Source organism: Chlorogloeopsis fritschii PCC 6912, from assembly GCF_000317285.1.
Lineage (GTDB): Bacteria > Cyanobacteriota > Cyanobacteriia > Cyanobacteriales > Nostocaceae > Chlorogloeopsis > Chlorogloeopsis fritschii.
The window spans coordinates 1-24,362 of the sequence record NZ_AJLN01000087.1 but is presented as its reverse complement, the minus strand read 5'-3'; the positions used below and the strand labels follow the sequence as shown (position 1 = coordinate 24,362).

The 24,362-nt window shown below is 41.9% G+C and carries 21 protein-coding genes and 1 pseudogene; 7 read left to right on the top strand and 15 right to left on the bottom strand.

The genetic code is table 11. The features are described 5' to 3' along the window. Positions 1–113: 113 nt before the first annotated feature. The 3 genes from UYC_RS0117265 to UYC_RS0117255 form a co-directional block, all read right to left on the bottom strand. Positions 114–437: an ArsR/SmtB family transcription factor gene (locus UYC_RS0117265; RefSeq protein WP_016878180.1), complete on the bottom strand. Its 324-nt coding sequence runs from the start codon at positions 435–437 to the stop codon at positions 114–116. Between the two features lie 31 nt (positions 438–468). After that, positions 469–1,680 (bottom strand): aspartate aminotransferase, encoded by a 1,212-nt coding sequence (locus UYC_RS0117260; protein WP_016878179.1) that lies wholly within the window; start codon positions 1,678–1,680, stop codon positions 469–471. A 183-nt stretch (positions 1,681–1,863) separates the two neighbouring features. Beyond that, positions 1,864–3,048 carry an iron-containing alcohol dehydrogenase family protein gene (locus UYC_RS0117255; protein ID WP_016878178.1) on the bottom strand — a complete coding sequence of 395 codons (1,185 nt, stop codon included), beginning with the start codon at positions 3,046–3,048 and terminating at the stop codon, positions 1,864–1,866. 274 nt (positions 3,049–3,322) lie between these two features. Here UYC_RS0117255 and UYC_RS0117250 point away from each other — a divergent pair, with 274 nt between their 5' ends. Continuing rightward, complete coding sequence (locus tag UYC_RS0117250) at positions 3,323–3,811, top strand: peptidoglycan-binding domain-containing protein (protein ID WP_016878177.1); 489 nt, start codon at positions 3,323–3,325, stop codon at positions 3,809–3,811. On the opposite strand, the gene UYC_RS38610 is transcribed toward UYC_RS0117250, so the two are convergent. From UYC_RS38610 to UYC_RS0117215, 8 genes are all read right to left on the bottom strand, one after another. Next, positions 3,808–3,957 (bottom strand): hypothetical protein, encoded by a 150-nt coding sequence (locus UYC_RS38610; RefSeq protein WP_162139007.1) that lies wholly within the window; start codon positions 3,955–3,957, stop codon positions 3,808–3,810. The two genes, UYC_RS0117250 and UYC_RS38610, sit on opposite strands and share 4 nt — an antisense overlap. 40 nt (positions 3,958–3,997) lie before the next feature. Beyond that, on the bottom strand, positions 3,998–4,519 hold the full coding sequence (locus tag UYC_RS0117245; RefSeq protein WP_016878176.1) for a Ycf51 family protein: 522 nt from the start codon (positions 4,517–4,519) through the stop codon (positions 3,998–4,000). Positions 4,520–4,690: 171 nt separating this feature from the next. Further along, positions 4,691–5,818 carry a saccharopine dehydrogenase family protein gene (locus tag UYC_RS0117240; protein WP_016878175.1) on the bottom strand — a complete coding sequence of 376 codons (1,128 nt, stop codon included), beginning with the start codon at positions 5,816–5,818 and terminating at the stop codon, positions 4,691–4,693. A 133-nt stretch (positions 5,819–5,951) separates the two neighbouring features. Beyond that, positions 5,952–7,646 carry a beta-carotene ketolase CrtO gene (crtO, locus tag UYC_RS0117235; RefSeq protein WP_016878174.1) on the bottom strand — a complete coding sequence of 565 codons (1,695 nt, stop codon included), beginning with the start codon at positions 7,644–7,646 and terminating at the stop codon, positions 5,952–5,954. 362 nt (positions 7,647–8,008) lie between these two features. Beyond that, positions 8,009–9,739 (bottom strand): beta-carotene ketolase CrtO, encoded by a 1,731-nt coding sequence (gene crtO / locus UYC_RS0117230; RefSeq protein WP_268744029.1) that lies wholly within the window; start codon positions 9,737–9,739, stop codon positions 8,009–8,011. Positions 9,740–9,862: 123 nt separating this feature from the next. Continuing rightward, a complete protein-coding gene (locus UYC_RS0117225) occupies positions 9,863–10,600 on the bottom strand; it encodes an LmeA family phospholipid-binding protein (protein ID WP_016878172.1) in 738 nt (245 codons plus the stop codon). Between the two features lie 120 nt (positions 10,601–10,720). Continuing rightward, positions 10,721–11,827 (bottom strand): DNA topoisomerase IB, encoded by a 1,107-nt coding sequence (locus UYC_RS0117220; RefSeq protein ID WP_016878171.1) that lies wholly within the window; start codon positions 11,825–11,827, stop codon positions 10,721–10,723. Positions 11,828–11,940: 113 nt separating this feature from the next. Then, the gene (locus UYC_RS0117215; RefSeq protein WP_016878170.1) at positions 11,941–12,567 is read right to left on the bottom strand and encodes a hypothetical protein; all 627 of its coding nucleotides are present in this window, start codon (positions 12,565–12,567) and stop codon (positions 11,941–11,943) included. 70 nt (positions 12,568–12,637) lie between these two features. Here UYC_RS0117215 and psbP point away from each other — a divergent pair, with 70 nt between their 5' ends. Together psbP and UYC_RS0117205 are read left to right on the top strand one after the other, a co-directional pair. Then, positions 12,638–13,183 (top strand): photosystem II reaction center PsbP, encoded by a 546-nt coding sequence (gene psbP / locus UYC_RS0117210; RefSeq protein ID WP_026087703.1) that lies wholly within the window; start codon positions 12,638–12,640, stop codon positions 13,181–13,183. Between the two features lie 53 nt (positions 13,184–13,236). Continuing rightward, entirely contained in the window at positions 13,237–13,833 is a 597-nt protein-coding gene (locus UYC_RS0117205) for a Maf family protein (protein ID WP_016878168.1), read from the top strand. Between the two features lie 118 nt (positions 13,834–13,951). Here the strand turns inward: UYC_RS0117205 and UYC_RS0117200 are convergent, their stop codons facing one another. Next, positions 13,952–14,257 (bottom strand): small RNA NsiR4-regulated ssr1528 family protein, encoded by a 306-nt coding sequence (locus UYC_RS0117200; RefSeq protein ID WP_016878167.1) that lies wholly within the window; start codon positions 14,255–14,257, stop codon positions 13,952–13,954. A 225-nt stretch (positions 14,258–14,482) separates the two neighbouring features. On the opposite strand from UYC_RS0117200, the gene UYC_RS0117195 reads away from it, so the two are divergent. Continuing rightward, entirely contained in the window at positions 14,483–14,866 is a 384-nt protein-coding gene (locus tag UYC_RS0117195) for a hypothetical protein (RefSeq protein ID WP_016878166.1), read from the top strand. 182 nt (positions 14,867–15,048) lie between these two features. Here UYC_RS0117195 and UYC_RS0117190 read toward each other — a convergent pair whose 3' ends face one another. From UYC_RS0117190 to UYC_RS38605, 3 genes are all read right to left on the bottom strand, one after another. After that, on the bottom strand, positions 15,049–15,300 hold the full coding sequence (locus UYC_RS0117190) for a hypothetical protein (protein WP_016878165.1): 252 nt from the start codon (positions 15,298–15,300) through the stop codon (positions 15,049–15,051). Positions 15,301–15,385: 85 nt separating this feature from the next. Continuing rightward, complete coding sequence (locus UYC_RS0117185; protein WP_026087702.1) at positions 15,386–18,523, bottom strand: phosphoenolpyruvate carboxylase; 3,138 nt, start codon at positions 18,521–18,523, stop codon at positions 15,386–15,388. Between the two features lie 102 nt (positions 18,524–18,625). Beyond that, positions 18,626–18,862 carry a hypothetical protein gene (locus UYC_RS38605; protein ID WP_026087701.1) on the bottom strand — a complete coding sequence of 79 codons (237 nt, stop codon included), beginning with the start codon at positions 18,860–18,862 and terminating at the stop codon, positions 18,626–18,628. Between the two features lie 212 nt (positions 18,863–19,074). Here UYC_RS38605 and UYC_RS0117170 point away from each other — a divergent pair, with 212 nt between their 5' ends. The 3 genes and pseudogenes from UYC_RS0117170 to UYC_RS37885 form a co-directional block, all read left to right on the top strand. Beyond that, positions 19,075–22,041 carry a DUF1574 family protein gene (locus tag UYC_RS0117170; protein ID WP_016878161.1) on the top strand — a complete coding sequence of 989 codons (2,967 nt, stop codon included), beginning with the start codon at positions 19,075–19,077 and terminating at the stop codon, positions 22,039–22,041. Positions 22,042–22,409: 368 nt separating this feature from the next. After that, complete coding sequence (locus UYC_RS0117165) at positions 22,410–23,900, top strand: MBOAT family O-acyltransferase (protein WP_016878160.1); 1,491 nt, start codon at positions 22,410–22,412, stop codon at positions 23,898–23,900. Positions 23,901–24,194: 294 nt separating this feature from the next. Next, positions 24,195–24,362, top strand: a pseudogene (locus tag UYC_RS37885) (photosystem II q(b) protein); the annotation flags it as partial.

The window sequence follows — 24,362 nt, the reverse complement described above, 5'->3', positions numbered from 1 at the left end:
CATCACCTCGTGATGTGTATAGTAGTTATGCTTCTATCATTTCAAAAAAAGTTGATTTGTCAAATACAAATAATCTAAATTTTTACAAAAATATATCAAAAAAAATTGATGTATTATGAATCTTGACATGAGCGGGCTGGTAAGAAGTTGCTCAAGCAACGGTATTCCGCTAAATACTGCTCAAGTACAGCAAACTGAGGTATGTTCAAGCTGTAATAAATCCAACGTCCTTCCTGGCGGGAAGTAACTAAACCGGCTTCTTTAAGAGTTTTGAGGTGAAAAGAGAGTTTTGATTGACTTACCCCCAATGTCTCGCACAAATCGCATACACACAGTTCGCGTTCTCGCAGCAATTCTAATACCTTAATCCTTAAGGGTTCAGATAAGGCATGAAAGCCAGCAGCGATCGCATTGGGGATAACAGAGGAAGTTTGCATCAAAACAAGCAGATTATCGAGACATCTTTTTCTATTGTGAACCAGAGACAACTGCTTCTGCTTGATAACGGATACCTGCTTTTTTAAATCTGTGCAGAACTTCGCCCAAGCGATCGCAATCTGCAATTAAACTAATACGCACGTATCCTTCACCACCAACACCAAAGGCATTGCCTGGAGTGACGACTACACCAGTTTGCTGCAACACCCAGAGGGCAAAATCTGTGGAACTCATCCCCAAAGAACAAGGAACCCACAAATACATCGTTGCCTTAGTTGTGGGAAGATTCCAACCCAACTGTGCCAATCCTTGAATGAGGAAATCGCGGCGAGTGCGGTAACGAGTTTGAACTTCCTGTAAATAAGAATCTGGGAGTTGCAAAGCGGTTTCTGCTGCTGCTTGCAAGGCTGCAAAGATACCATAATCGAGGTTAGTTTTTAGCGTTCGCAAACCTTGAATAACATGACGATTGCCAACCACAAATCCAACTCGCCAACCAGCCATGTTATAGGTTTTAGACATGGTGTGGAATTCAACACTAATGTCTTTAGCACCAGGAATTTCCAACAAACTTGTTGGTTGATAGCCATCAAAAGCTAGTTCGGCGTAACATAAATCGTGAACTAGCAAGATTTCATATTTTTTCGCAAAAGCGACAACTTCTTCAAAAAATTCGCGGGGTGCAGTAGCAGCAGTGGGATTGCTGGGATAGTTAAAGTAAAGAATTTTTGCTTTTTCAGCAACAGCATCAGGAATTGCTGCTAAATCAATTAACCAGTTATTTTCTGGTTTTAAAATTAAACTGTAGACGTTTCCTCCAGCAATTATAGGGCCGCGAAAATGAACTGGATAGGAAGGAGAAGGTACTAAAACCACATCACCAGGATTAATATATGCCAGTGCTAAATGTCCTAATCCTTCCTTAGAACCCAATAGTGGCAGAGCTTCACTATCTGGATCTAAAGTCACTCCATAACGGCGATGATACCAATGAGTAATGGCATGGCGGAAACTAGCTGTGCCTTCAAAGGGAGGATAGCCGTGGTTGGCGGGATTTTGCAAAGCTTTGACTGCGGCTGCAATTACTGGCTGTGGTGTCGCCCCATCGGGGTTACCCATGCCCAAATCGATTAAATCCAGTCCTTGTTCCCGCGCCTTATGTTTCAGTTCATCCAAGCGGGCAAATGGATAGGCTGGTAGTTTTTTGATGCGTTCAGCTGGGGCGATCCAATCCAAGTTCATTGATGTGCTACTTCCCGATCCAAATTAAGTTGTGAGTAAGATGTCTTGAATACACTAAGATTTGGCATAGATATGAAGTTGCCAAGGGATAAACCAGCACGAGGTTTTGGTTTGTTACATTGACTTTAGTAGTTTTTACAGGATGAGAAGTTAAACTCGATCGCGCAATCTGCGTGAAGTAGTTTACTCTTCTAACTCGCTAATTGTCTTGCTAGAAATACGATTGCTCGTGTCTTTGTTATCTATGGGTGCAGTGGTAGAAACCATTGCTGCCATCAACTGTTCCAGAGCAACTTTAAATGGTAGTCTGTGGATATCAGAGTTAGGAGCTAAGGCAATTTCTGCGGCAGTTTGTAACTCACGCAAAGTAATATTGCCCAATCCTAAATCGCTTAATTTCTGTGGTAGTCCAATTTCTGCGTAGAATTTCAACAACTGTTGTCTTGCAGCTGCTGCTAGTTGATTGCCTGCAATCATTTCTTCTAAACGCAGTTGTACCAAGATCCCATAGGCAACTTTTTCACCATGAATGCTGCCACTTCCACAAATGTGCGTTAAACCATTGTGTACGGCGTGAGCAGCAACGGTACGACACTGAGCGCCACCAATACCACCAATTACCCCTGCCAGTAATACAGTAGCGTCTACAACTTCTCGCCAAACTTCGCTTCCTGGTTGTTGCAAGGCAGCAGCAGATTTTTGGAAAAGTATATCCCGCAAGACTCGCGCTTGTTGCACGGCGGCAATAATTAAAGTTTGTTCCGAATGTCCGCTGCTAACAGAAGCTTCGTACCATTTAGCGATCGCATCTCCAATGCCTGCAACTAAAGTCCGCTGTGGAGCAGTTTGAATCAAATCATAGTCGAGGATCAGTAGATCGGGACAGCGATCCAATGCTACATCATACAAAAATGCTCCCTCATCAGAATACACATTTGAGAGAGCAGTCCAAGCGGCACAGGTAGCTGCTGAAGTTGGAATCGTCACCACTGGTATTTGCAACTGCTGCGCGAGTAATTTTGCTGTATCCAGTGCTTTCCCGCCACCTACCCCGATAATGACATCGGCTTTATGTTCTTTTGCCGCTTGATGTAAAGCTTTGAGGCTAGCTTCACTACAATTAGGAGTATAAGACGCCTGGGCGAATTGTAACTGCCGCCGTTCCAAAACTGGCTGCAAATGGGGATGGGTGACTTTTAGTGTGCGATCGCCTCCCACAATTAGAGGACGACTGCCCAAGCGAGCGATTGCATCAGATACCTGCGTTAAAATTTGAGAGCCACGGATAACTCTTGCTGGTGCTACCGTGAGCGGGAGTAAACTAGTAGGAGTTTGAGTAGACAACTTTTCCGTAAATTGATTAGGCATATAACTAATTAATTAACGTATCATTTTCAGGTGTTTTGGCAAACTTTTTCTAATAACCCTCACTGTTGCTTAATTTTAATCTTAGTAGTTGCATAACTAGACTAATATCTTAACCAAAAAATAATAAATAATGTATTGCTAAACACAAAATAAATTATAGGATGTTGATATTTAGGGGAACTTTACTTGTTAAATCATTCCGCTTGCTGATGCCAGATTCAGTAGTTCAAAACTAGACTAGAAGCAATAAACACCGCTCCCAAGGAGTAGGAATATGCAATGGACAAGTGATAGCAGCAACACCGTGCCTGATATAGTACAGGCACAGTCTAACAAACCAGAGCTGCGGCTGGGTTCCAATGGTGAGGTGGTGGAAGAGTTACAAAAGCTTTTAACTAGGTGGGGCATTTACTCTGGGACTATAGATGGTAACTTTGATAAAGTCACAGAAGCAAGTGTAAAAGAGTACCAACGCCGGGTTTTCTTAGCAGATGATGGCGTTGTTGCAAAACAAACTTGGCACGCTTTGTATATGGGTATGCCTGTGGGGCTGCCAGAGTTAGGAAAAGGCTGTAAAGGAGATTTAGTCATGAGGTTGCAGCGTTTCCTGAAATCAACGCAAGATTATGTCGGATATGTTGACGGTGAGTTTGGGGAGCTTACAGAATCAGCCCTGCAAAGCTGGCAAAGACGTCATAATCTGCCCAATACAGGTGTTGTGGATGAAAGCACTTGGCGTGCCTTGAGTAGAATTCCGCGTTAAGCGAGAGCGGGAGTGGAGGAGTGGCAGAAGTTTTCTCTTTCCCAGGCTGGAGCCTGGGAAAGCATCGATTGAGGCTCCGCCTCCTCTTCACGAGGCAGAGCCTCCCAGTTTTCATCACCATGCAGAGCATGGTAATGAGAATTCAAATTACCTCTGTTCCCTATCCCCTGTCCCCTGTCCCCTTTCTTAAGCGCTAGCTTTTGGCAGTTGGGCAAATTTGTCTTGGTAAACTTCAATTGCCATTTGCGAATCTTCACGATTAGCAAGCGATCGCTTCACCTGCCCCAAATAAAATGGTACAGAAGTTCCTGGCTCTGGGTGGAGAATAGTACGGGCGCGAATCGTCAAAAAATTTTCTCCTGGTTTACCTAAACGACCATAAGAATATAAATCGCTGGCTGCTTGGCGTAAAGTTGCTTCTAGTTCTGTCGGTGTAATTTGGGGAGATATGGTAATTACTGCTTGTGTTGCTCCATTGTCATAAACTAGACTGTACCGCACTGCACCAGGGATGACAGTACGAGTCAAAGGAGCTAGCGAGAGGGCAAATAAACCAGCTGTCAGTACCAACATAAAGCCTGTAGTACCTACTAGCCGAAAACGGATACCCCATTTTAAAATAAAACCCAAGACAGCCACGGCGGCAAATACCAACGTAGCAATACCTGACCATTGGGCATATTGAAGAAAGTCAGCCTGTGAGAACATAATAGTTGACTACCCAAGTATCTTCTTTACAGATTTCATTTTACGTGTGCGATCGCCCTGATTTGAGAGAGAAATCAGAATCTAGGTTAATTACAACTACAGATGGACACAGATTTTATCGGTATTTATCTGTGGTCGATTTACTTGAGATACATAATGAGTGCAAGAGGTTTAATGTTGCTCGGCAAATTTTTCTATCCAACCTTGCTGAATTGTTATCCCTCGACTTTGCATTGCTTCGGCAAATAAATCCGTTGGTAGTGCTTCTTCAACAGGCCAAACTCCTGGTTTTTTAAGTTTACCTTCTAGTAACAATTGACCAATACTACCCGTACCACAACCAGTGGCAGCAGCAGTATTTTTATGTACTAACGTCGAACAATAAACAGATTTTTTACCGTTTTTTTGTCCTGTAACTTCCGAGCGAACTGCTACCCCAATACCCGTGAAGCGATCGCTAACGTCTGTCATAAAATGGCTGACATGGGATAAAAATTCTACACCCTTAGGATTTTTGATCCACGATTTAGGAAAGACATGAGCCGCTATCCAAGTTAGATGATTGTAAAAATCAGGAACAGAACCAAATTTGGTAATCACGGTTTTGACTGCTGGGAAGGCATGGGGTAGGGTGAAAGTTTCGGGCATATCAAACCAGTAAACTCCACTACGTCCATAGGGTGGTGGAAAGTCAACAGCTTCGCGTTCGCTGTAAGGTTTTACTGTTTGCCATTTACCATCTATCCAAGCTTCAAAAGGATTTTGCAAACCTAAAAATGTTGTCCGCATGACTGTGATCCCAGCACCACCAGAACCAGACACCAAATAACTCAAATGAATTTTTTCTGGTGCATCAAATTGCTCAACATCGTGACGAACCATACTATTAGAAATACCGGGAAAAACACCCGTGTTAACTATTGCTGTTACACCCGCAGCAATAGCTTGCTCATGATATTCTAGAGCCTTGCTAGTAAACGAACGATGGTCACTGACATCTATATAATTAACACCTTTTTCAATGCAGATTTTTAAAACATTAGCATCTCGGTAGTGAAAAGGCCCTGCACAGTGAACGACTAAATTAGAAGAAGCGATCGCCTCCTCTAATTTTTTCACATCAGCCAAGTCCAATACCAAAAACTGCACCTGTGATTCCAGGTGTAAGCGTTTCTGTACACCACTCTCAGGAGTGCGCCCAGTAATAATGATTTCTGCCTGTGTATGGGTGACTAAATCCTGAGCAACACTACTGCCGATCCGCCCCCTTCCTCCAAGAATTAAAACCCGATTTGTCATTTCTCCAGCATTGCCAACAGCAGCTTTATTACATCAATTTTCTCTTATGATTGTCATCGTTAGTAGGTATGACGTGGTTGATTTAGAAAATAAGACTTTTGGGGTTGCACGTTTAGTAGATATTAGTTTCACGTCATCCACCTTGAAAAACAGATCCAATAGCAGATTTAATGGAATTGCCTGCTTCTTTCAAAGTCTGTTGTAAGGGTTTCTCGTGATGCAAAAATACCCGCGCACAATTACGCCCTGGTAGCCCGGAAATTGAACCACCCGGATGAGTTCCCGCGCCAGTAAGATACAAATTTTCAATCGGGGTTGTGTAGTTAGCCAGTTCCGGTAGCGGGCGGAAGCACAGCATCTGATCTAAAGTCATATCGAGGTGGTAGTAGTTGCCCTTGAAAAATCCCAGGCGTTCTCCTAACTCAGCAGGGCTTTCCACATGACGGGCAATAATTGAATGTTTGAGATTGGGTGAATACTCCGCCAATTTTTCCACCACGCGATCGGCGACTTTGTTTTTCAACTCATCCGTCCAACCTGTACCTTTTAACCCCGTGCCTTCCGCACCTGTAATATTATATGGGGCAAAAAATTCGATCCAGGCTGTATGCTTGCCTTGTGGTGCCATTGAAGGATCGAGTCCTGTGGGCATAGCTAAATACATTGAGGGATCATCATCAGGGATTTTTCCCTGGGTGCAGTCGCTATGAGCTTTTTCTACGTGGTTTACGGAGTCTGCAATCAAAATCGAACCGATTAGGTATTCATCTCTATGTTCATGGTGTTCAAATCGCAGTGGTTCGTTTAAAGCTAAGTCTATTTTGAGGATACTTTCATTATTATCCGCAATGCGGCGGTCTAATCTTTCCCGTAAATTCGCATCGGCGCTATCTACATCACTTGCATCCACTAGTTGCAAAAATAACCGCTTGGCATCAATATTGGAAAATACACCTTTGTTGGCGCGATATTCTTTACCGCCATTAACTCGCACACCAACTGCTTTACCATTATCAATTAAGACTTTTTCCACCCTCTGGTTAGTGAGGATTACACCACCTTTACTGGTCACACAATTTACTAATGCGTCAGTAAGTGCACCAGTACCACCCTGTGGTCTAGCCATACCGGGATCGTGGCGCATAACCATCATCATTGCTCCAAAGGACATGGCTTTTTGAGAAGGAGGTGCACTGATTTCTGCCGATAGTCGGGCAAGGGGTGCTTTGATAAATTCGGAATCAAAATACTCATTGAGATTATCCATTGGGCTGGTTAGCATTGTACGAAGCAAATCCAGCGTTTGATTAGGCCCGCCCAAAAGAGAAAATAGGTCTTGCAGTTTTTTCAGATCGTAGTTACCTACAAGGTCAACTATTGATTTAGGTGGTGCGTTGAAATAGGGAATGATAGAGCCGACGAAACGAAGCCAGTAGTTGGCATATTCGCTATATTTTTGAGCATCTCTGTGATTGTAACGGGCAATTTCTAAACAAGTTTTTTCTACCGATTTATGTGCTAAAAAATACTTGCCGTCGGGATGAGGACAAAAAACGACCGGATCGCACAAAAGGTATTTTAAACCGTACTTGTGCAGTTCTAATTCCTGTATGACCGAACCGAGGAAAATAAACAGGTGATCGAGCGCACAAGGATTGAATTTAAACCCAGGCGCTTCTTTAGGCAAAAGTTCTTCAGTTGTGGCACCACCACCAGGTAGCGATCGCGCTTCCAAAAGCAGTACGCTATAACCAGCATTGAGGAGATAGGCGGCGCAAACTAAACCATTATGTCCAGCGCCAATCATTACAACATCATACGCTTCCATAGTTGCAATTTGGGAAATGGGTGTATCTTTCCCGATGTTAGAAAGAGGGTGGAGAATATAACTCTTTCGCCAGTTATAATCCCATCTTTAGCATTTCTTTGATTTAGCAGTTGTTTGCAATCAATCTGTAGGGGGATGGTAACTGCTGATGGTCTCAAGCTTTCGAGCAAAAATAATTAATATGTAATACCATTTCATAAAAAGTCTGATACAAATATAGACCATGTAGAGACGCGATATATCGCGTCTCTACAATAATGATATGTGTATCGTGATTGAGGTGAAATGTTATCAGACTGCGTAGACAGTCTTTGTTTGTATAGCCCCAGACTTTTAGTCTGCGGGCAACTCCAAAATCTTGGTTACTTATTAATCCCAAACACAGACTCAACCGTTGACTTAATTGAGTCGCGTGCATCTTTCAAAGTCTGAGCAATGGGATGCTTACTCTGTAAAAATACTCGCGCACAATTACGCCCTGGCATTCCAGAAATGGAACCACCCGGATGAGTTCCTGCACCAGTCAAGAATAAATTCTCAATCGGTGTTTTATAGTTGGCAATTTCCGGTAAAGGACGGAAAAACACCATCTGATCCAGAGTCATGTCAACGTGGTAATAATTTCCCTTGTATGCACCCAGTCTTTCTCCCAGTTCTGCTGGGCTTTCGACGCGACGGGCAATGATTGAATTTTTTAAATTTGGTGCATACTCTGCCAACTTATCTACTACCCTATCGGCAACTTTATTTTTCAGTTCGTCTGTCCAACCAGTACCATTCAAACCTGCACCTTCTGCACCAGCAATTTGATAAGGAGCGAAAAATTCAATCCACACTGTATGCTTCCCTGGAGGTGCCATCGACGGATCTAACACCGTTGGCACCACCACATACATTGATGGATCAGAATCAGGGATCTCTCCCAAGGTACATTTACTATGGGCTTGTTCAACATGAGCAACCGAATCTGCAATTAAAACAGAGCCGATTAAATACTCATTTCTGTGTTCGTAGCGCTCAAAACGCGGCACTTCATCTAAAGCCAAGTCTATCTTGAGAATAGTTTCGTTGTTGTTGACAATGCGGCGTTCCAATCTTTCCCGTAACTCTGCATCAACCGCATCTACATCACTTTTATCCATCAGTTGCAAGAATACCCGCTTGGCATCAATGTTAGAGATAACACCATACTTGGCTCTGTATTCTTTACCATTTGCTACGCGCACACCAACAGCACGTCCATTATCAATCAAGACTTTACTCACGTGCTGATCGGTTAAGATTACACCACCTTTACTTATTACCAAATTTACTAAAGCTTGCACTAAAGCCCCAGTACCACCACGAGGTCTTGCCATACCGGGATTGTGACGCATTGCCATCATTATTGCACCAATAGCAATGGTTTTTTGCGAAGGTGGCGCACCAAGTTCAGAAGCAAGTCTTGCTAGAGGCGCTTTGAGGAATTCTTCATCAAACCACTCGTTAAGAAGATCCTCCGCACTGGTTAACATATTGCGAACAAAGTCCAGTGTCTTGTTAGGAGAACCTATTACCGAGAACAAGTCTTTAATTTTGGTGACGTCGTAATTACCTAAAATGTCTAAAACTGATTTTGGTGGTGCGTTGAACATAGGAATCATTGCGCCCAATGCCCGTTGCCAATAATCAGTAAATTCTGCATATTTTTTAGCATCACGCTCATTGTAGCGGGCAATTCCTGCACAAGTCTTTTCCAAAGACTTATGACCTAAAAAATATTTACCATCCGGATGGGGACAAAATACTACTGGATCGCACTCAAGATATTCCAGACCATATTTTTCCAATTCTAATTCTTGAACTACTGGCCCAAGGTGAATAAATTCGTGGTCAATTGCACACAAGTTAAACTTAAATCCTGGTGCTTCTTGAGGAAGGCATTCTTCGGTAGTTGCCGCACCTCCAGGAACAGAACGCTTTTCCAATAGTAAAACACTATATCCTGCTTTTAGTAAGTAGGCAGCACAAACTAATCCATTGTGTCCTGCACCAATAATTACAACATCGTACTCTTGCATAGTGGAAATTGTGGAAATAAATGCTTCTCTAATATTAGAAGTTCGTTAAAATTACAACATCACTCATCAGTTATAAAAACTTAACAGCTCTCTTCATAAACTAAAAGCAGAGGATAGATGACAGTAGACGCGGAGTTACTACTTACCGAAGACTTTTTATAGTTGTGGAATCTGTTTCACATTCGCCTCTACCAAAAGAATCATACTACCTTTTTTTACTTCCATATTTCTCAAACGAAATTTTGTACCATCAAACTCAAAATATGGTAAGTTAACAAGTTCTTTTACTTGATTCATTAAGGATACAATTATATCTAGAGAAATGCCTGCTCCTTGAGTACAGTTAAAACTTTCCATCAAGATAGGATGATGTTTGGTACGTGGGCTAACTACTGCCGTAAAAACTATCTGGCGAGTATGACTTTTTTCGTTTATCAGCACCGTTCCCTGAAATTTGATTTTGCCATCATCCGGTAAATAAATCTGTATTTGCTGTGGTTTTAAACTGATAATTTCACCGTCTACATTTAAATCAAAATTTTGTAATTTGCTGCGAATATAATCTGAAGTGAGGGCATAGTTAATGTCTGCTTCTGTAAGTATGATGCGAGCAGTTGTATTTACAGGTTGATTTAGTTCAATCTGACCAAAAATCGCACTGAGAGGATTGATGGCAATTTTATCTGTCTGTACCTCTATTTCTTGTACACGAACACCTTGTATTTCCAGCCCTTCTCCAGATAAAGAAACAGCGTCTGCTTGTCCTTGAATTATTTTTAGCAAATCTGTTTGCACATCTACTTCTATGGTTTCTGCTTCATCCAACTGGCTGGAGAGCGTGTTCTCTGCTGCTTGAGATAGTAAATTCTCCTCAAGATTTCGTTCTTGTGACATGAGTTTATTTTTCTTTTAAATCTTCTGTTTAATTTAAGTGCTATAAAATTGGGAACGTATCTATAATAGGGTATAGAATAAAATGCCTCTGCCAATAGAGATTTATAAATAGAGTTAAAATTATTTATTTACTTGTAATAAATAATGTTCTAGTATTTTACATACTACCCGTTCTTCTGGACGCAATTCTAATTTTGATACATTTTGTTTGTTCTCTAATTCCTTTTCTAGAGTTGCCAAAAGTGAACCGTCTGTATATGCTTCAAGAACGGCTGGATGAACATAATATTTACGACAAGTTGCTGGGCGATTGCCTAGTTCTTGGGCTACATTTTTAATTGCCTGGGTGATGTTTTTCTTGGCTGCTGTTTGTGAGGTAAATTGCCCTAAATCATATAATTCTTGTGCTGCTAACACAGTACCAAACCAAGTACGAAAATCTTTAGCGGTGAAATCTAAACCTGTGATTTCGCGTAGGTAATCATTCACATCTCCAGAGCCGATCGCTTGCCGATGCCCGTCATCATCAAGATACTGAAATAACTCTTGTCCGGGAATATCTTGACAGCTTTTGACAATTTTTGCCAAACGGCGATCGCTCACATCAATATCATGCTCTACACCACTTTTACCCCGGAATTTAAATCTTAGCTTAGAGCCAGAAATATCAACGTGGCGGTCTCTCATTGTTGTTAAACCAAAAGATTTATTTGTTTGGGCATATTCTTCATTACCCACCCGAATTTTGGTAATTTCCATCAGCTTCACTACCGTTGCCAATACTTTTTCTTTTGGCAAACCCCCCAGTGCCAAGTCTGCTTGCACGCGTTGGCGAATCTTTGGTAGTGCTTGCCCAAAGGCAATCATCCGCGTAAATTTAGTTTGGCTGCGAACTTTTTGCCAGTGAGAATGATAGCGGTACTGCTTTCGTCCTTTTGCATCTCTGCCTGTAGCTTGCAAATGTCCTTGCGAATGGGGACAAATCCAAACCTCACTCCAAGCAGGTGGAATGACAAGAGCCTTAATCCTTGTTAATTCCGTCTCATCGCAGATTTTTTTGCCATTGGCATCAAAATAGCAAAACTCTTCACCCACACGCTGTCGCCAAATGCCTGGGGTAGTATCGCTAACATAATGCAGCCCTACTAATTCCGCTGATTCAATCGGATCGATAACGAGTGCGGCTTTAACTTCTTTAATGATTTCCTTTTGAAGCTTCAGCTGCATAGGTAGGAAAACACAGAATATAAATAAGTCTTATATTTGCAAATGTAGCTAAATCACATTACTGGGAAATCTGTACAAAAGTAGAGATAAATCTATATAAAAGGGTGTATACACTAATTACCGAAAACCTGCGCTAACCAACTCGGATAAGCATAAGAATCATCAGCAAGAAACTTGGAGCCGGATTCATTATTAAATGCTCTATTGGCTGTGATTTGCAGATTATTCATCAAACGGCTATCTTCACCAAAAGCTTCAAACCCAATGCTCCACCAATTACTCTCTTGAATCACCAGATGAGTAAGTTCAACCCTACAGCCGTTATCAATATTTTCATTGTCGGAAACAGGTTGTAGCAACAATTCGGGTAATACTTGGTAAATTTGTGAGTAACGAACTTTTTGAACGCTTACCCAGACAGGGTTATTTACAACCTGCTCCAACTCAAAACTTTCTTGTTTTGAATCACAACACAACCACTTACCCCATTTTTCTGCTTTGCCTTCTACAGAGTCGCCAAAATTCAATACACCTAATTCTGCTTTGCGCCATTTGACTTCTAGTCGCTCTTGCCGCAATTTAATGCCTAAAAATTCAGATTCGGGAGAGTAAAGATATATGTCTTCCCTTGTTTCTGGTGGTTGTAACGGCTGAACAAGACAATCTTGCTCAAACCACAATTGAATTTCTTCTGGTACTTTACCAGGGTAGAACCAGCGTAGTTCGTAAGTTGTCAGCATCCGTGGGACAATGAAAAACGAAAAATTACGTTTGCCTTGTACTGCTTCCAGCCTAAAGGAATTAAAACCAATGTGGAAAAAAATAGCAATTATTTTTTTATTAGTGTTGACTTTTAGCTTAACTAATTACAGTACTGCAGCTGCGGCAGCACTTAGAGACTACGTAGACACAACTGATGGCTATCAGTTTTCATATCCTAACGGCTGGGTTCAAGTTAAAGTTGCCAACGGCCCTGATGTAGTCTTCCACGATTTGATAGAGTTTAGTGAGAATGCCTCTGTTGTGATTAGTCCAGTACCAGAAAGTAAATCTTTGGTAGAATTGGGCACACCAACAGAAGTAGGATATAAATTGGGAAAAAATGCCCTTGCTCCCGAAGGTTCTGGTCGTCAAGCTGAATTAGTCAATGCCGAGCAACGAGAGCTAAACGGTAATACTTACTACATATTAGAATATCTAGTGACTCTCCCCAACAAACAACAACGGCATAACCTAGCTAGCGTCACTACTAGTAGAGGTAAACTTTTCACTTTCAATGCCTCTATTCCAGAAAAACGCTGGCGGAAAGTTAAAGGCATGATTCAAGAATCTGTTGATTCTTTCTCTGTATATTAGTTAAGAGTTAGTGGTTAGTAGTTAGTAGTTAGTAGTTCTCCCCCTCCTAGTGTATGGGCATAACAAAAATCGTTCTCGCCTCAGCTTCTCCAGCGCGACGACGCTTGCTGCAAACTGTTGGTATTGAGCCGATAGTTCGCCCTAGTGATTTTGATGAGTCGCAAGTACAACTTAATGATCCGGCACAGTTGGTGCAAGTTCTATCCCAATGCAAAGCCCAGACTGTAGCACCTCAATTTAGTTCTGCTTTAATAATTGGTTGTGACTCCATTTTAGCTCTCAATGGTGAGATTCACGGTAAGCCAAAAGACGCTGACGAAGCACGTCAGCGCTGGCAGCTGATGCAAAATCATTTTGGCGATTTATATACAGGTCATACTTTAATCGATCTGTCCCAAAATCATACTCTGGTTAGATGCCAAGTTACGAGGGTTTACTTTGCACCAATGAGCGATCGCGCTATTGATGCCTACATTGCTACGGGCGAACCACTCAAATGTGCTGGTGCTTTTGCTCTCGAAGGTTACGGTAGTTTATTTGTAGAAAAAATAGAAGGTTGTCACAGCAATGTGATTGGGCTGAGTTTACCTTTGCTGCGGCAAATGCTAGCAGAATTGGGGTATGATGTCACAGATTTCTGGAATAACTAGTCAAAAAGGCAAAAACCAACTTCGGCAACGGATAAGATATATAGATGTAATGGACAAATTAGCCGTAAATCATTACGGTTTCATTGTCCGCTACAAAATCTGCTGCCGAATCCGTTGCTTACTTGCCGCCGTAGAAAAAAGCAACTTCTTTCTCTTTTAAAGGCGCAAAACCAGCATCTACTAGCATTTTGTCAAGTTCTGGTTGGGGAATGTGTTTTGCCCCAATCCGCACGATACGCGATCGCATGGTATTACTGACACCGCTACGTTGTCTGTTTGCTTCTAGTGCCATGACTTTTTGATAAAGTTCCAGTTTGGCAGGGGGAATTGGAGAACCATCAAAATCAATTCCCTGTGCGATCGCTTCATCAACAGCATCAGCACCTTTAGTGGTTTGCTTGACTTCGTTAGTTTCAGCAGTCATGGCTAATATATTTTGCTCGTCAATGCTGCATTCTACCAAGCTTCAGGATACAAAATAGCAATTACTTTTTTGCGTGTAGCTAATTATCTAACAAGCTGCTATTAAGGCATTTGTGTGCGGTGACAAGAGCCAAGCATAAATATTACCGTATTGTTGCTTACACGCTTGTATATTTAAAACTTTTAGATTAATCTCAATCCAACGGTATAGCCATTAGGTGGTGCAATGTCTGAACCCCACACTCCTCCAAGAAAAGACCGTACCCTAGAAAAAGCTCTGACTAACAAAATCATCGATGATTATTTTGAGCACTCAGAAAGCTGGTTGCGAGCGATTTTGCGGATGTGCATCTTCTCTTTGGCTCACTTAGACGGACAACCAGTGTTCATAGTGGAATGCCCCAATCAAGCAGTAGCCAAGCGCTTAAGCCGTAAAACCTATCCTTTTCGAGGCATTATATATTTCTTGACAGATAACTTATATCTTGATGACCGCAGTTTGTTTTGCTACCAGGAAGAGGAGGGAATTTGGCGTTGCTTTGATACTAGCACCAATTCTTGGACTACTTTAAGCAATCCACAAAAACCTACAGCCTCCACAGACGGATGAGAAACTAAAAAATCAACCACAGATACACACGGATGCACACGGATGATTTATCTGTGTTTATCTGTGTCCATCTGTGGTCGTTATTATCATAATATTGGATAACTCAAGGTGAATTCGGCTAATTCACATTAGACGTAATTAGTTAGTAGTTAGTTGTGAAAAAGTACCACTAATCACTTCTACTATCTTCTTTGTCGTGTTAACAATCCGCCAAAAAACGCCCCTAAAATAGTACCAGTCCACAACCCTGTAGTGCTGCCTTGCCATATAGCTCCTGGTGTTTCCCAAGCATTGCACATCTGCTGTAAACCCCAAGCTTGGTTTTGGCACTTTTGGCTACGCACAGTTAAGCTAATTTGCCCACCTATGTAAGCACTTAAAAAGCCTGATAACAATGCTAAAAAGGTGCAAATGAAAATTCGGTTTTTAGTCATTTAGTAATTAGTTAGTAGTTAGTAGAGGTATTTATTTACCACTATCCACTAACCACTAACCACCATCAACTTTCCACCAACAATCTCAACCTGTATTTCTCATCCCGGCGGCAATACCGTTAATTGTCAACAATGCCCCGCGCAGCAGTTCTCCCTTACTATATCGAGAGTGAATAACTCCAGAAGTGGGTATATTCTTTGACTGGCGCAACCGCTTGAGAAGAGCAACCTGGATGAAACCTAGCGGTACAATTGTGCCATTACGTAGCTGTACAGAACGCTGCAATACAGGATCGCCATCTAAAAGTCGTTGGTGATCGGTGATTTTTAGAACTAAATCTCGTGTGAGATAGTATTCGTTGGCAATTTGTTCAAAGAGTCTTTCAAAACGCGGTATATCTTGCGGATTAGATAACTCTTCAACGTAGCGCCGCGCCATTTGTAAGTCTACTTTTGCCAATGTCATTTCTGCTTTGGAGATAACCATCTTAAAGAATGGCCATTTAATGTAAAAATAACGCAGCAATTTTAAGTGTTCTTCCGGTTCTTCATTCAAAAATTCTTGTAATGCTGTGCCTACTCCATACCAGGAAGGTAACAAAAATCTTGTTTGCGTCCAGCTAAATACCCAAGGAATTGCCCGCAAACCACTTAAATCTTTTTTACCTGATGGACGACGCGCTGGACGAGAGCTAATTTGTAGGAGGCTAATTTCTTCAATCGGAGTAACTTGGTGGAAGAAATCAATAAAATCTGGTTCTTCATAGATAAGAGCGCGATAATGAGTACGCGATCGCACTGCCAACTCTTCCATAATTTCATTCCAGGGTTCGATATCGTCAAACCCAGTCCGCAGCAAGCTAGCCTGAATTACAGCAGTGGTGATAGTCTCCAAATTGAACAGAGCTAAATCTCGCAAGGAATACTTAGAAGCTAAAACTTCCCCTTGTTCGGTAATTTTGATGCGCCCGTTGATACTATGACCTGGTTGTGCCAAAATTGCCTCATAAGCTGGGCCACCACCACGTCCAACAGAGCCACCCCGTCCGTGGAAAATCCGCAGATTAACGCCATAATTCTCAGCAATGTGCTGTAGTGATTTTTGGGCTTTATGAATTTCCCAGTTACTGCTTAAAAAGCCAGAGTCTTTATTACTATCAGAATACCCCAGCATTACTTCTTGCAGGTTGGGAGTCAGAGAAGAATGAGACACGGAGAGTGGGACACGCTCTGACGCGGAGAAAGATTCATTCTTCCTGTCCCCTGTCCCCTGTCCCCTGTCCCCTGTCACCTGTCCCCTATCCCATGTCACCTGTCCCCTATCCCCTTCAATTGCTGCAAAACCACCTGCTAACAAAGCCCGATACAAGGGTAACTCAAACAACTGCCGCATGACGCTGCGCGATCGCTGCAAGTCTTCTACTGTTTCAAATAGAGGAACTACTTGAATTGTGCCCACAGCAGTACCAGGATCGTAAAGCCCTGCTTCTTTGGCTAAAAGCAATACTTCCAGTACGTCGCTGACTTGGCGGCACATACTGATAATGTATGTTTTGCAGATGTCGCCACCAAATTCTTGTTGTAGTGATCGCACTACCCGCAAGGTTTCAATGACGTCGTTAGTTTTGTATGAAAATGGTAATTCTGCTGGAATTAAGGGGCGGCGAGTTTGTAGCTCGCTCACCAACCAAGCAACTCTCTCTTCCTCGCTCAATTCGTTGTAAGGTTGCTTTAAAACACCCAAGTACTCCAAAATTTCATTTAAAGCATCCGAGTGGCGCGATGATTCTTGACGGATATCCAAACAAGTCAGGTTAAAACCAAAAATTTCTACCTGACAAATCAAATTTTCTAGTTCGCGACTAGTTAATCCTGTTTCATTTAAATTACGTTCAATCAGCCGCAGTTCTGCCAAAAATTCTTCTCCGGAGCGATAAATTGGCGTGTTATCGTTTTTGATAATTTCCCGTTTCGAGAGAGCCAAATTGCGATCGCGTGTATTTTCCAGACGCTTAAGCACATACGACATTTTCAACCGATACGGTTCTTGGCGATAACGCAGTGCTAACTCGTCGTATACTTCACTCAGTTGCGATTGCTCTATCTCCAAAGATTCCAGCAAATCTGGTAGAACATCACTCCAATGCAGTGACACGCTTAATAAATTGATCAGGCGTTTGACTGATTGAATATACCTTTCTAAAACAATGTTGCGCTGATAGCAAGCTGTCTGCCAAGTGATTTCTGGTGTTACCGATGGGTTGCCATCTCTGTCTGCCCCTACCCAAGAACCAAACTTGCAAAAGTTCTTCCTCGGTGGTTCCAGCCAGGGAAAAGTGCCAGCTAAAGAGCGCTGTAAATGCTTGTATAATTGGGGAATAGTATCAAACAAAACTTCCTGGAAGTAGTGCAGAGCGTAATCTACTTCATCTAGCACTGAAGGTTTAAACTGGTGCAACTCATCAGTGCGCCACCACAAACGAATTTCTTCTATCAATTGTTCTCGTATTTCTGTTGCTTCCCACGAACCACAATTACCAACACGCTTTTCAACTACATCTAGCTGCTGTAGTAATTTGACTACTCGTCTTTGTTTATCGCGAATCGTGTGGCGGACAATTTCTGTTGGGTGAGCTGTGAACACTAGCTGCACGTCTAACTGTGCAATTAGGCGTTGAATTTGTTGGGGCGGTACGTTTAGCTGATATAAATGGGGAAACAAGGCAGCAAAAGTGCCTTTGCGTTTACCACTTAAATCAGCTTGCCAACTTTTTGTCAACAAGTCTGCTCCCAATCCGTTGTTGAGAGGTTTTTCTTCTGTATGAGAAACTGATGAAGAAATGATATTTGGTAAAGTTTCTTGAGTTCCTGCTTCTTTGTCCACCTCATAACGATTCATTTGCTGCCGTTGTTCGTAGTCCTGCTCTATGATGTTGATCAGCTGGAAATACAAAGCAAAAGCACGAGCCGCTCGAATGGCTTCGTTAATGTTGAGCTGCTCAATTAATTTGAATACAGAGGAAGCTTGATCGTTATTTGCTTGTCCTTCTGGCGAACACAAATCGCGTAATTGCCGCAACAAATCCACCATTTTTTGGCCGCATTCCTGCCGAAGAACGGACTCCCATAATTCCTCTACTATTTGTAGACGATGGCGTAAAAATAAATCGGAGGCAGGGTATACATTCACATCCTGAGAGAAAAAGTATAAAAGGGAACTCATATCCTCTGTTCTGTTAAAGCTAGTTATTTTTATGATTTCAGGTTTTGTACTCTACAGTCATGGAATTTGCCACGATAATTTCCAGAAAATATAGTATAATAACTAACCTTCGTTTTCTAGATTGTCTTCTGGAAAGTCAAGAATTGGCAGGCGATCGCCGCGAAATATTTCTTCAGTAGCTTCTCCGATCGCTTGTAAAGTTTGTGCGGTGGCTTTCTCTGCTAACAGCAACATGAGGACAGATGCCGTACCAACTTGTAAGAGGAAAGATTGGGGAATGGAAAACAAAACTAAATTAAGATCGGAATTTGTGGAAGATTTAGAGTTTAAAGACGACATAAGTTATATTCTCATGTGTTGGGAGGATGGATGGAAACCGGCAAAATTCGACAAATGGTAGACTTGCAAGCTAAAACTGTGCTTTGCTGGTTTGGCAAATTTATAATGCCAAAAATAATGTTAAAAAACTTCATAGCATGATGATTCTTATGGTTCTAGTTTACAAGTCAAGATACTATCCCCAATACTAGCTCCTGCATACTTAACTTCCCATGAAAACAGCATTACCACCTAACCAGCAGTCTCTAATACAATGGGTAAGCCAAGCAACAGGAATCAACACTTTAGGGGTGAAAATCCGGTTGCGGGGAAACGATCTATACATCCTTTGTGAAAGTCAAGAATGCCCCCGGCGTTGGCGTACTCTGTCTGATTTGCTGCACGCACTACAGCATACAAATTTGGATGTTTTGACAAGTAGCGAACAACCCTCAATATACCAAGTTTTCGTCTACGGTCGAAAGAAGGGTGAAACCAAGCCCCAATGGTGCCATCAAGTTTTCTTAAATCAATTGGAGCGCCACTTAGAACAGGTAGAACAAGCCTTACTCCAAGATGCAGAAAAATCCTCTCAAACTGGTGGGGCACTGGTTCTTTCTAACGAGAGCTTGGCACGGCAAGGCAATCCAGACGCGATCGCTCGCTATTTGAGTGAGACGCTGAGTTCTTTGGGTGTGGCGGTAGAAGTTAAAGTTAAGCAGCAACAGGTAACTCCACAAAATCTCACCGCTCAAAATCGACTGTGGATATATTGTCAGTCTAGTTATGTCCCCGATCCTTCATTAATTGCCGAGCCAGTAGCGCGGAAATTACGCAATCTCAAGCTTTCTGGCTACGAAGATGCAGTTATTGCCACGACAGTAGCAGGTGAAACAGGCTTTGGTTGGGTGCTGCGGGTGGATCTGACACCAGCCGAAGCGATGCTGAAAGAATGGGCGCGTTGGGGAGATGTACAGGCGATCGCCCGCTTAGTAAACGATAAATTATCACAGTTCAATCTCAAGGTGGGGATAACTCTAAAAGAATCCACACTACATATGTTTTGCAGCCCAATTGCCCCGGAGCCAACAACATTCCAAATACCAGACAAAGCCCTGTGCTTGAGAGTAATAATGTCGCAGCTGGAAGTGATTGCCCCCCAAGGTATTGTTGCGGCTACTCTTTACGGGCACACACACGCCGACAAGCAACCAGCTTGGATTGATTGGCAAACTTTACCCGCCTCAGAACATCAGGCTTTAGCACCATCAGTAATGGAATTGGCAGCTGGAGGCGATCAACCTGCTCTTGTTTTCTTATTAGAGCGGATGCTCAATCCCGATTTGGATCTTCGCCTCAAAACAGGTGGAACTCGCGTTCTGTTGGTATGGAAAGGCGATTTGTTACACATTATGTGCGACGCACCAGTCTGCCCTGCCCGCAAACGAGTAGCAGACAAAGTTACTCAGTTTGTCTCCCAGTTAAACATTCCTGGTTTAGCAGGAGTACGTGTTTACGGACGTCGTGCAGGTAACAAGGAACCTTTATGGCATTATGGCGTCGATTTTGTCAACCGCCAACGTTTAGTGCCAGAAGCTACTCCGGAATTCGCCGCTACCGCTGCCTACGTTGGCGATCTGATCCCATCTGAGGGTAGCGAGCCTGTGTTGCGTCCTGATTTAACTAGACAAGAAGTACAAAGTATTTTTGCAGAAGTTGCTTGGTATTGGGGTACAAAACTCAGACAGTGGCTTTTGGCAACACAGCTATTGACTGAAACCAACCAGCCGCAAGAGCAAGCTGCAGACGAACACGCCGACTATCGGGTTGCAATAGTTTGGGGTACTCTGGGATTATTGCTAACCTTGCAGTCAGATTGGATCTTAGGTCAAATTGTTGCTAACACTACACCTCCAGCACCAAAAACTGTTAGCACTCCAGCTCCAACATCTGTCGCTAATTCTCTAGAAAATAACGAAAGTACAATCTTTTTTGCCAATACATCAAAAGAAAAATCTCCCAGTAATCGAACAGAAGTATTTAATGCTTCTGGATTCACGAGCATAGAAGATACCAAACCAAGGGAAAAAGCAACTGCAACTGCAATTTTGTTGGCAGCGCGATCGCAGTTTCCCAGTTTCAACGCTCGGCAATTAGATGAGCAGCTAGCACTTTACAGACAAAGGCTTACCAAGACTGGCAAACCGCCAGATGTCTTAATTCTTGGCTCTTCTCGCGCTCTGAGGGGTATAGATCCCTTGGCGCTTTCTAAAGCTCTTGCAACTCACGGATATCCCAATATCGATGTATTTAATTTTGGTATCAATGGAGCCACAGCACAAGTTGTAGATTTTATCTTACGCCGGGTTTTAGAACCATCTGAACTGCCAAAACTGATAATTTGGGCAGATGGTGCGCGTGCCTTCAACAGTGGTAGGGAGGATATAACTTTTAACGCGATCGCATCATCGCCAGGTTACCAAAAGGTGTTGCAAAAAGAGTTAGCAAATCAGAATTCTGATGATACTATTAGTAGCTCTCAACCTACCCAAGGAGAGCAAAAAGCAAAAACTCAGCCAGATAATAATAATTCTTTAGATAAATTTTTAAATCAAGCTTTATCTTCTGTTTCTAAGACACACCAACAGCGCACTCAACTTAAAAGTTTACTCAATCAAAAACTCAAGTCTGTGCCATTTATGCAAGATAGTTCTGGAAAAAGTGGCATAAAGGTTACAAACTTAGATACCGAGCAGCATATTGTTGATCACGCAGTTGATTTTGATGGTTTCTTACCTTTATCGATTCGTTTTAACCCAGCCCAATATTATCAAAAACATCCTAAAGTTGCTGGTAACTACGATAATGACTATACTGCTTTTAAATTAGAAGGCAAGCAAGAAATTGCCTTAGACTCTGTATTGCGGTTTGCTGAATCTAAAAAAATTAATTTAGTGTTTGTGAATATGCCTCTAACCGCAGAATATTTAGATCCAATCCGTCAGCAATATGAGCAAGAATTTCAGCAGTATATGTTAAATTTAGCTGGGCGTTCCAACTTGATTTATCGAGATTTTATAGTTCTTTGGCCTAAAGCCAATGACTACTTTTCCGATCCCAGTCATCTCAATCGTTATGGTGCATACGAAGTCTCACAAAAACTTGCTATTGATCCAATGATTCCTTGGCCTGCAAAATAGTTCAATGCTTACTAGAAGGCAGCTATGTTGGAGGCAGGAGGCAGTAGGAAATTAAAGACAAGGTAAAGGGAGACAAGGAGAGATGGAGACAACAAAGCGAAGGAGCAGAGGGCAAAAGGGAAGAGATGGGGGAGATGGGGAGTAATAAACAATCAACTACTAACCACTAACTACTAAATACTGTACGGGCGGGTTTAAAAGATAAATTGTCGGTTTTAACCCAAAGTTAATCAACAAAACCCGCACGGCAGTCGCTACAACGGAGCGGAGCCGGAGACGCTCCGCCTCCGGGGAACCTCCAAGGGCGCGCTGCCTCCCCTACTAACTACTAACCAATGAAAAATGACCAATGACTAATGACTAATTAGATGAAATTTATATCAATTGAATACGGACTTTTTTTACTGCTAGTACTTGCAATTTATTGGTCTTTAGCACTAAAAAAATTGCAGTTGTGGATATTATTAATTGCCAGCATTGCGTTCTATGCATCTCTACAGCTTCAGTATATTCCTTTGTTGCTGGTACTGATTTTTATTAACTTTCGTGTAGGACTTGCACTCGGACAAAACCCATTACCAGAACAAGATTCTATTAATGATAATGAATCTCGATTTGCTCAAGCTGATTGGAACAGTCAACGCGGAAAACTTTTATTCCTGGGCGTGTTCATCAATGTTTTGCTGTTGCTAGGGTTCAAATATTTATCACCATTATTAAATTTTATTGGCAAAAACACTTCAACAAATTTATCATTTACATCTTCTAAAATTATTGCACCTTTAGGAATTTCATTTTTTGTATTTGAGTGTATTGCTTATTTAGTAGATGTATATCGAGGTGCACCTGCTAGTAATCAGTTTATTAAATTTGCAGCATATAAATTTTTCTTTGCTAAATTAATTTCTGGCCCCATTACTCGCTTCCATCATCTGGCAAATCAATTTAGCAACTTGCGATCGCTCACTGCTGCAAATGTCTCAGAAGGCTTATGGTTAATCGCCATTGGAGCAGTTAAAAAAGGTCTATTAGCAGACCACATTGGTATATACGTAGATTTATGCTTTGGCAATTTACAACGGGCAAGTAGTACCGATTTATGGTTAGCAACATTTGCCTATGGTTTTCAGTTATATCTCGATTTCAGCGGTTACGTAGATATCGCCCGTGGTACTGCTTTACTATTTGGTTTGGTTTTACCAGAAAATTTTGATTTCCCTTACTTCAGTACCAGTATTGCTGAGTTTTGGCGACGTTGGCATATGACGCTGGGAGATTGGCTGCGTAACTACCTCTATTTCCCTTTGGGTGGTTCTCGTAAAGGTTTGGATCGCACCTGCTTAAATTTGATGATTGTCATGGTGATTGCGGGTATTTGGCACGGAGCAGCCTTGGGATTTTTAGTTTGGGGTGCATACCACGGTTTAGCTTTGGTAGTGCATAGACTTACTAGTGCCCTCAGTGATAGCTTTGAAGATTTAGAAAATTTTTGGCAACAGCCTTTAGGCGTATTTATCGGTTGGTTGCTGACACAATTGATGGTTTTTACTTCTTGGATTTGGTTCCGCCTACCAAATTTGCAAGACTCTTCTTTGGTATTTCAGCGCCTATGGGGTTATCCTGGTGATGCTCAATTTGCTCAAAAGGTTTATGTAGAAGCACTGAACATCAGTCAATATCAATTGGCTATGCTTTTGCTCGCTTTAGCCATTGTCATGACTGTAGTTTATTTTTTCAACCGTCAACTGAAGCTACAGTTCAATTGGCCTGTCAAACTTTTGTTCGTAATTCCTTGTTTCTACGCTGTTTGGGTATTAGCTCCAGAAGGAAGTTTGCCATATATTTACTTTGATTTTTAATTACCCGTCCAATTGATTTTTATTTGGTGAATTACGGAATCTAACTATCAAAGCTTTCAGGCAACCTCCAAGCGGCTTTTTGTCGCCCATTGTGCTGTAAATTAAACTGTATTTTTTCTTAATATTTCTAAACTTAAACATATATATTTTTATAAAACTTAATATTATAAATTAAATAAAATTTTGAGTGAGTAAACACTTGCTAAAAATGAAAACTTGTGTAAACCTTTTTAATACAGGCAAATACTTATTCGCCTGATATTATTGTCGAGAATTCATCGCACTCATAAAACAATGACCACAACCCTACAAAGACGCACAAGCGCCAATGCATGGGAGCGGTTTTGTGATTGGGTCACCAGCACTGACAACCGTTTATACATCGGTTGGTTCGGCGTGTTGATGATTCCAACCCTCCTCGCCGCTACCACCTGCTTCATCATCGCCTTCATCGCTGCTCCT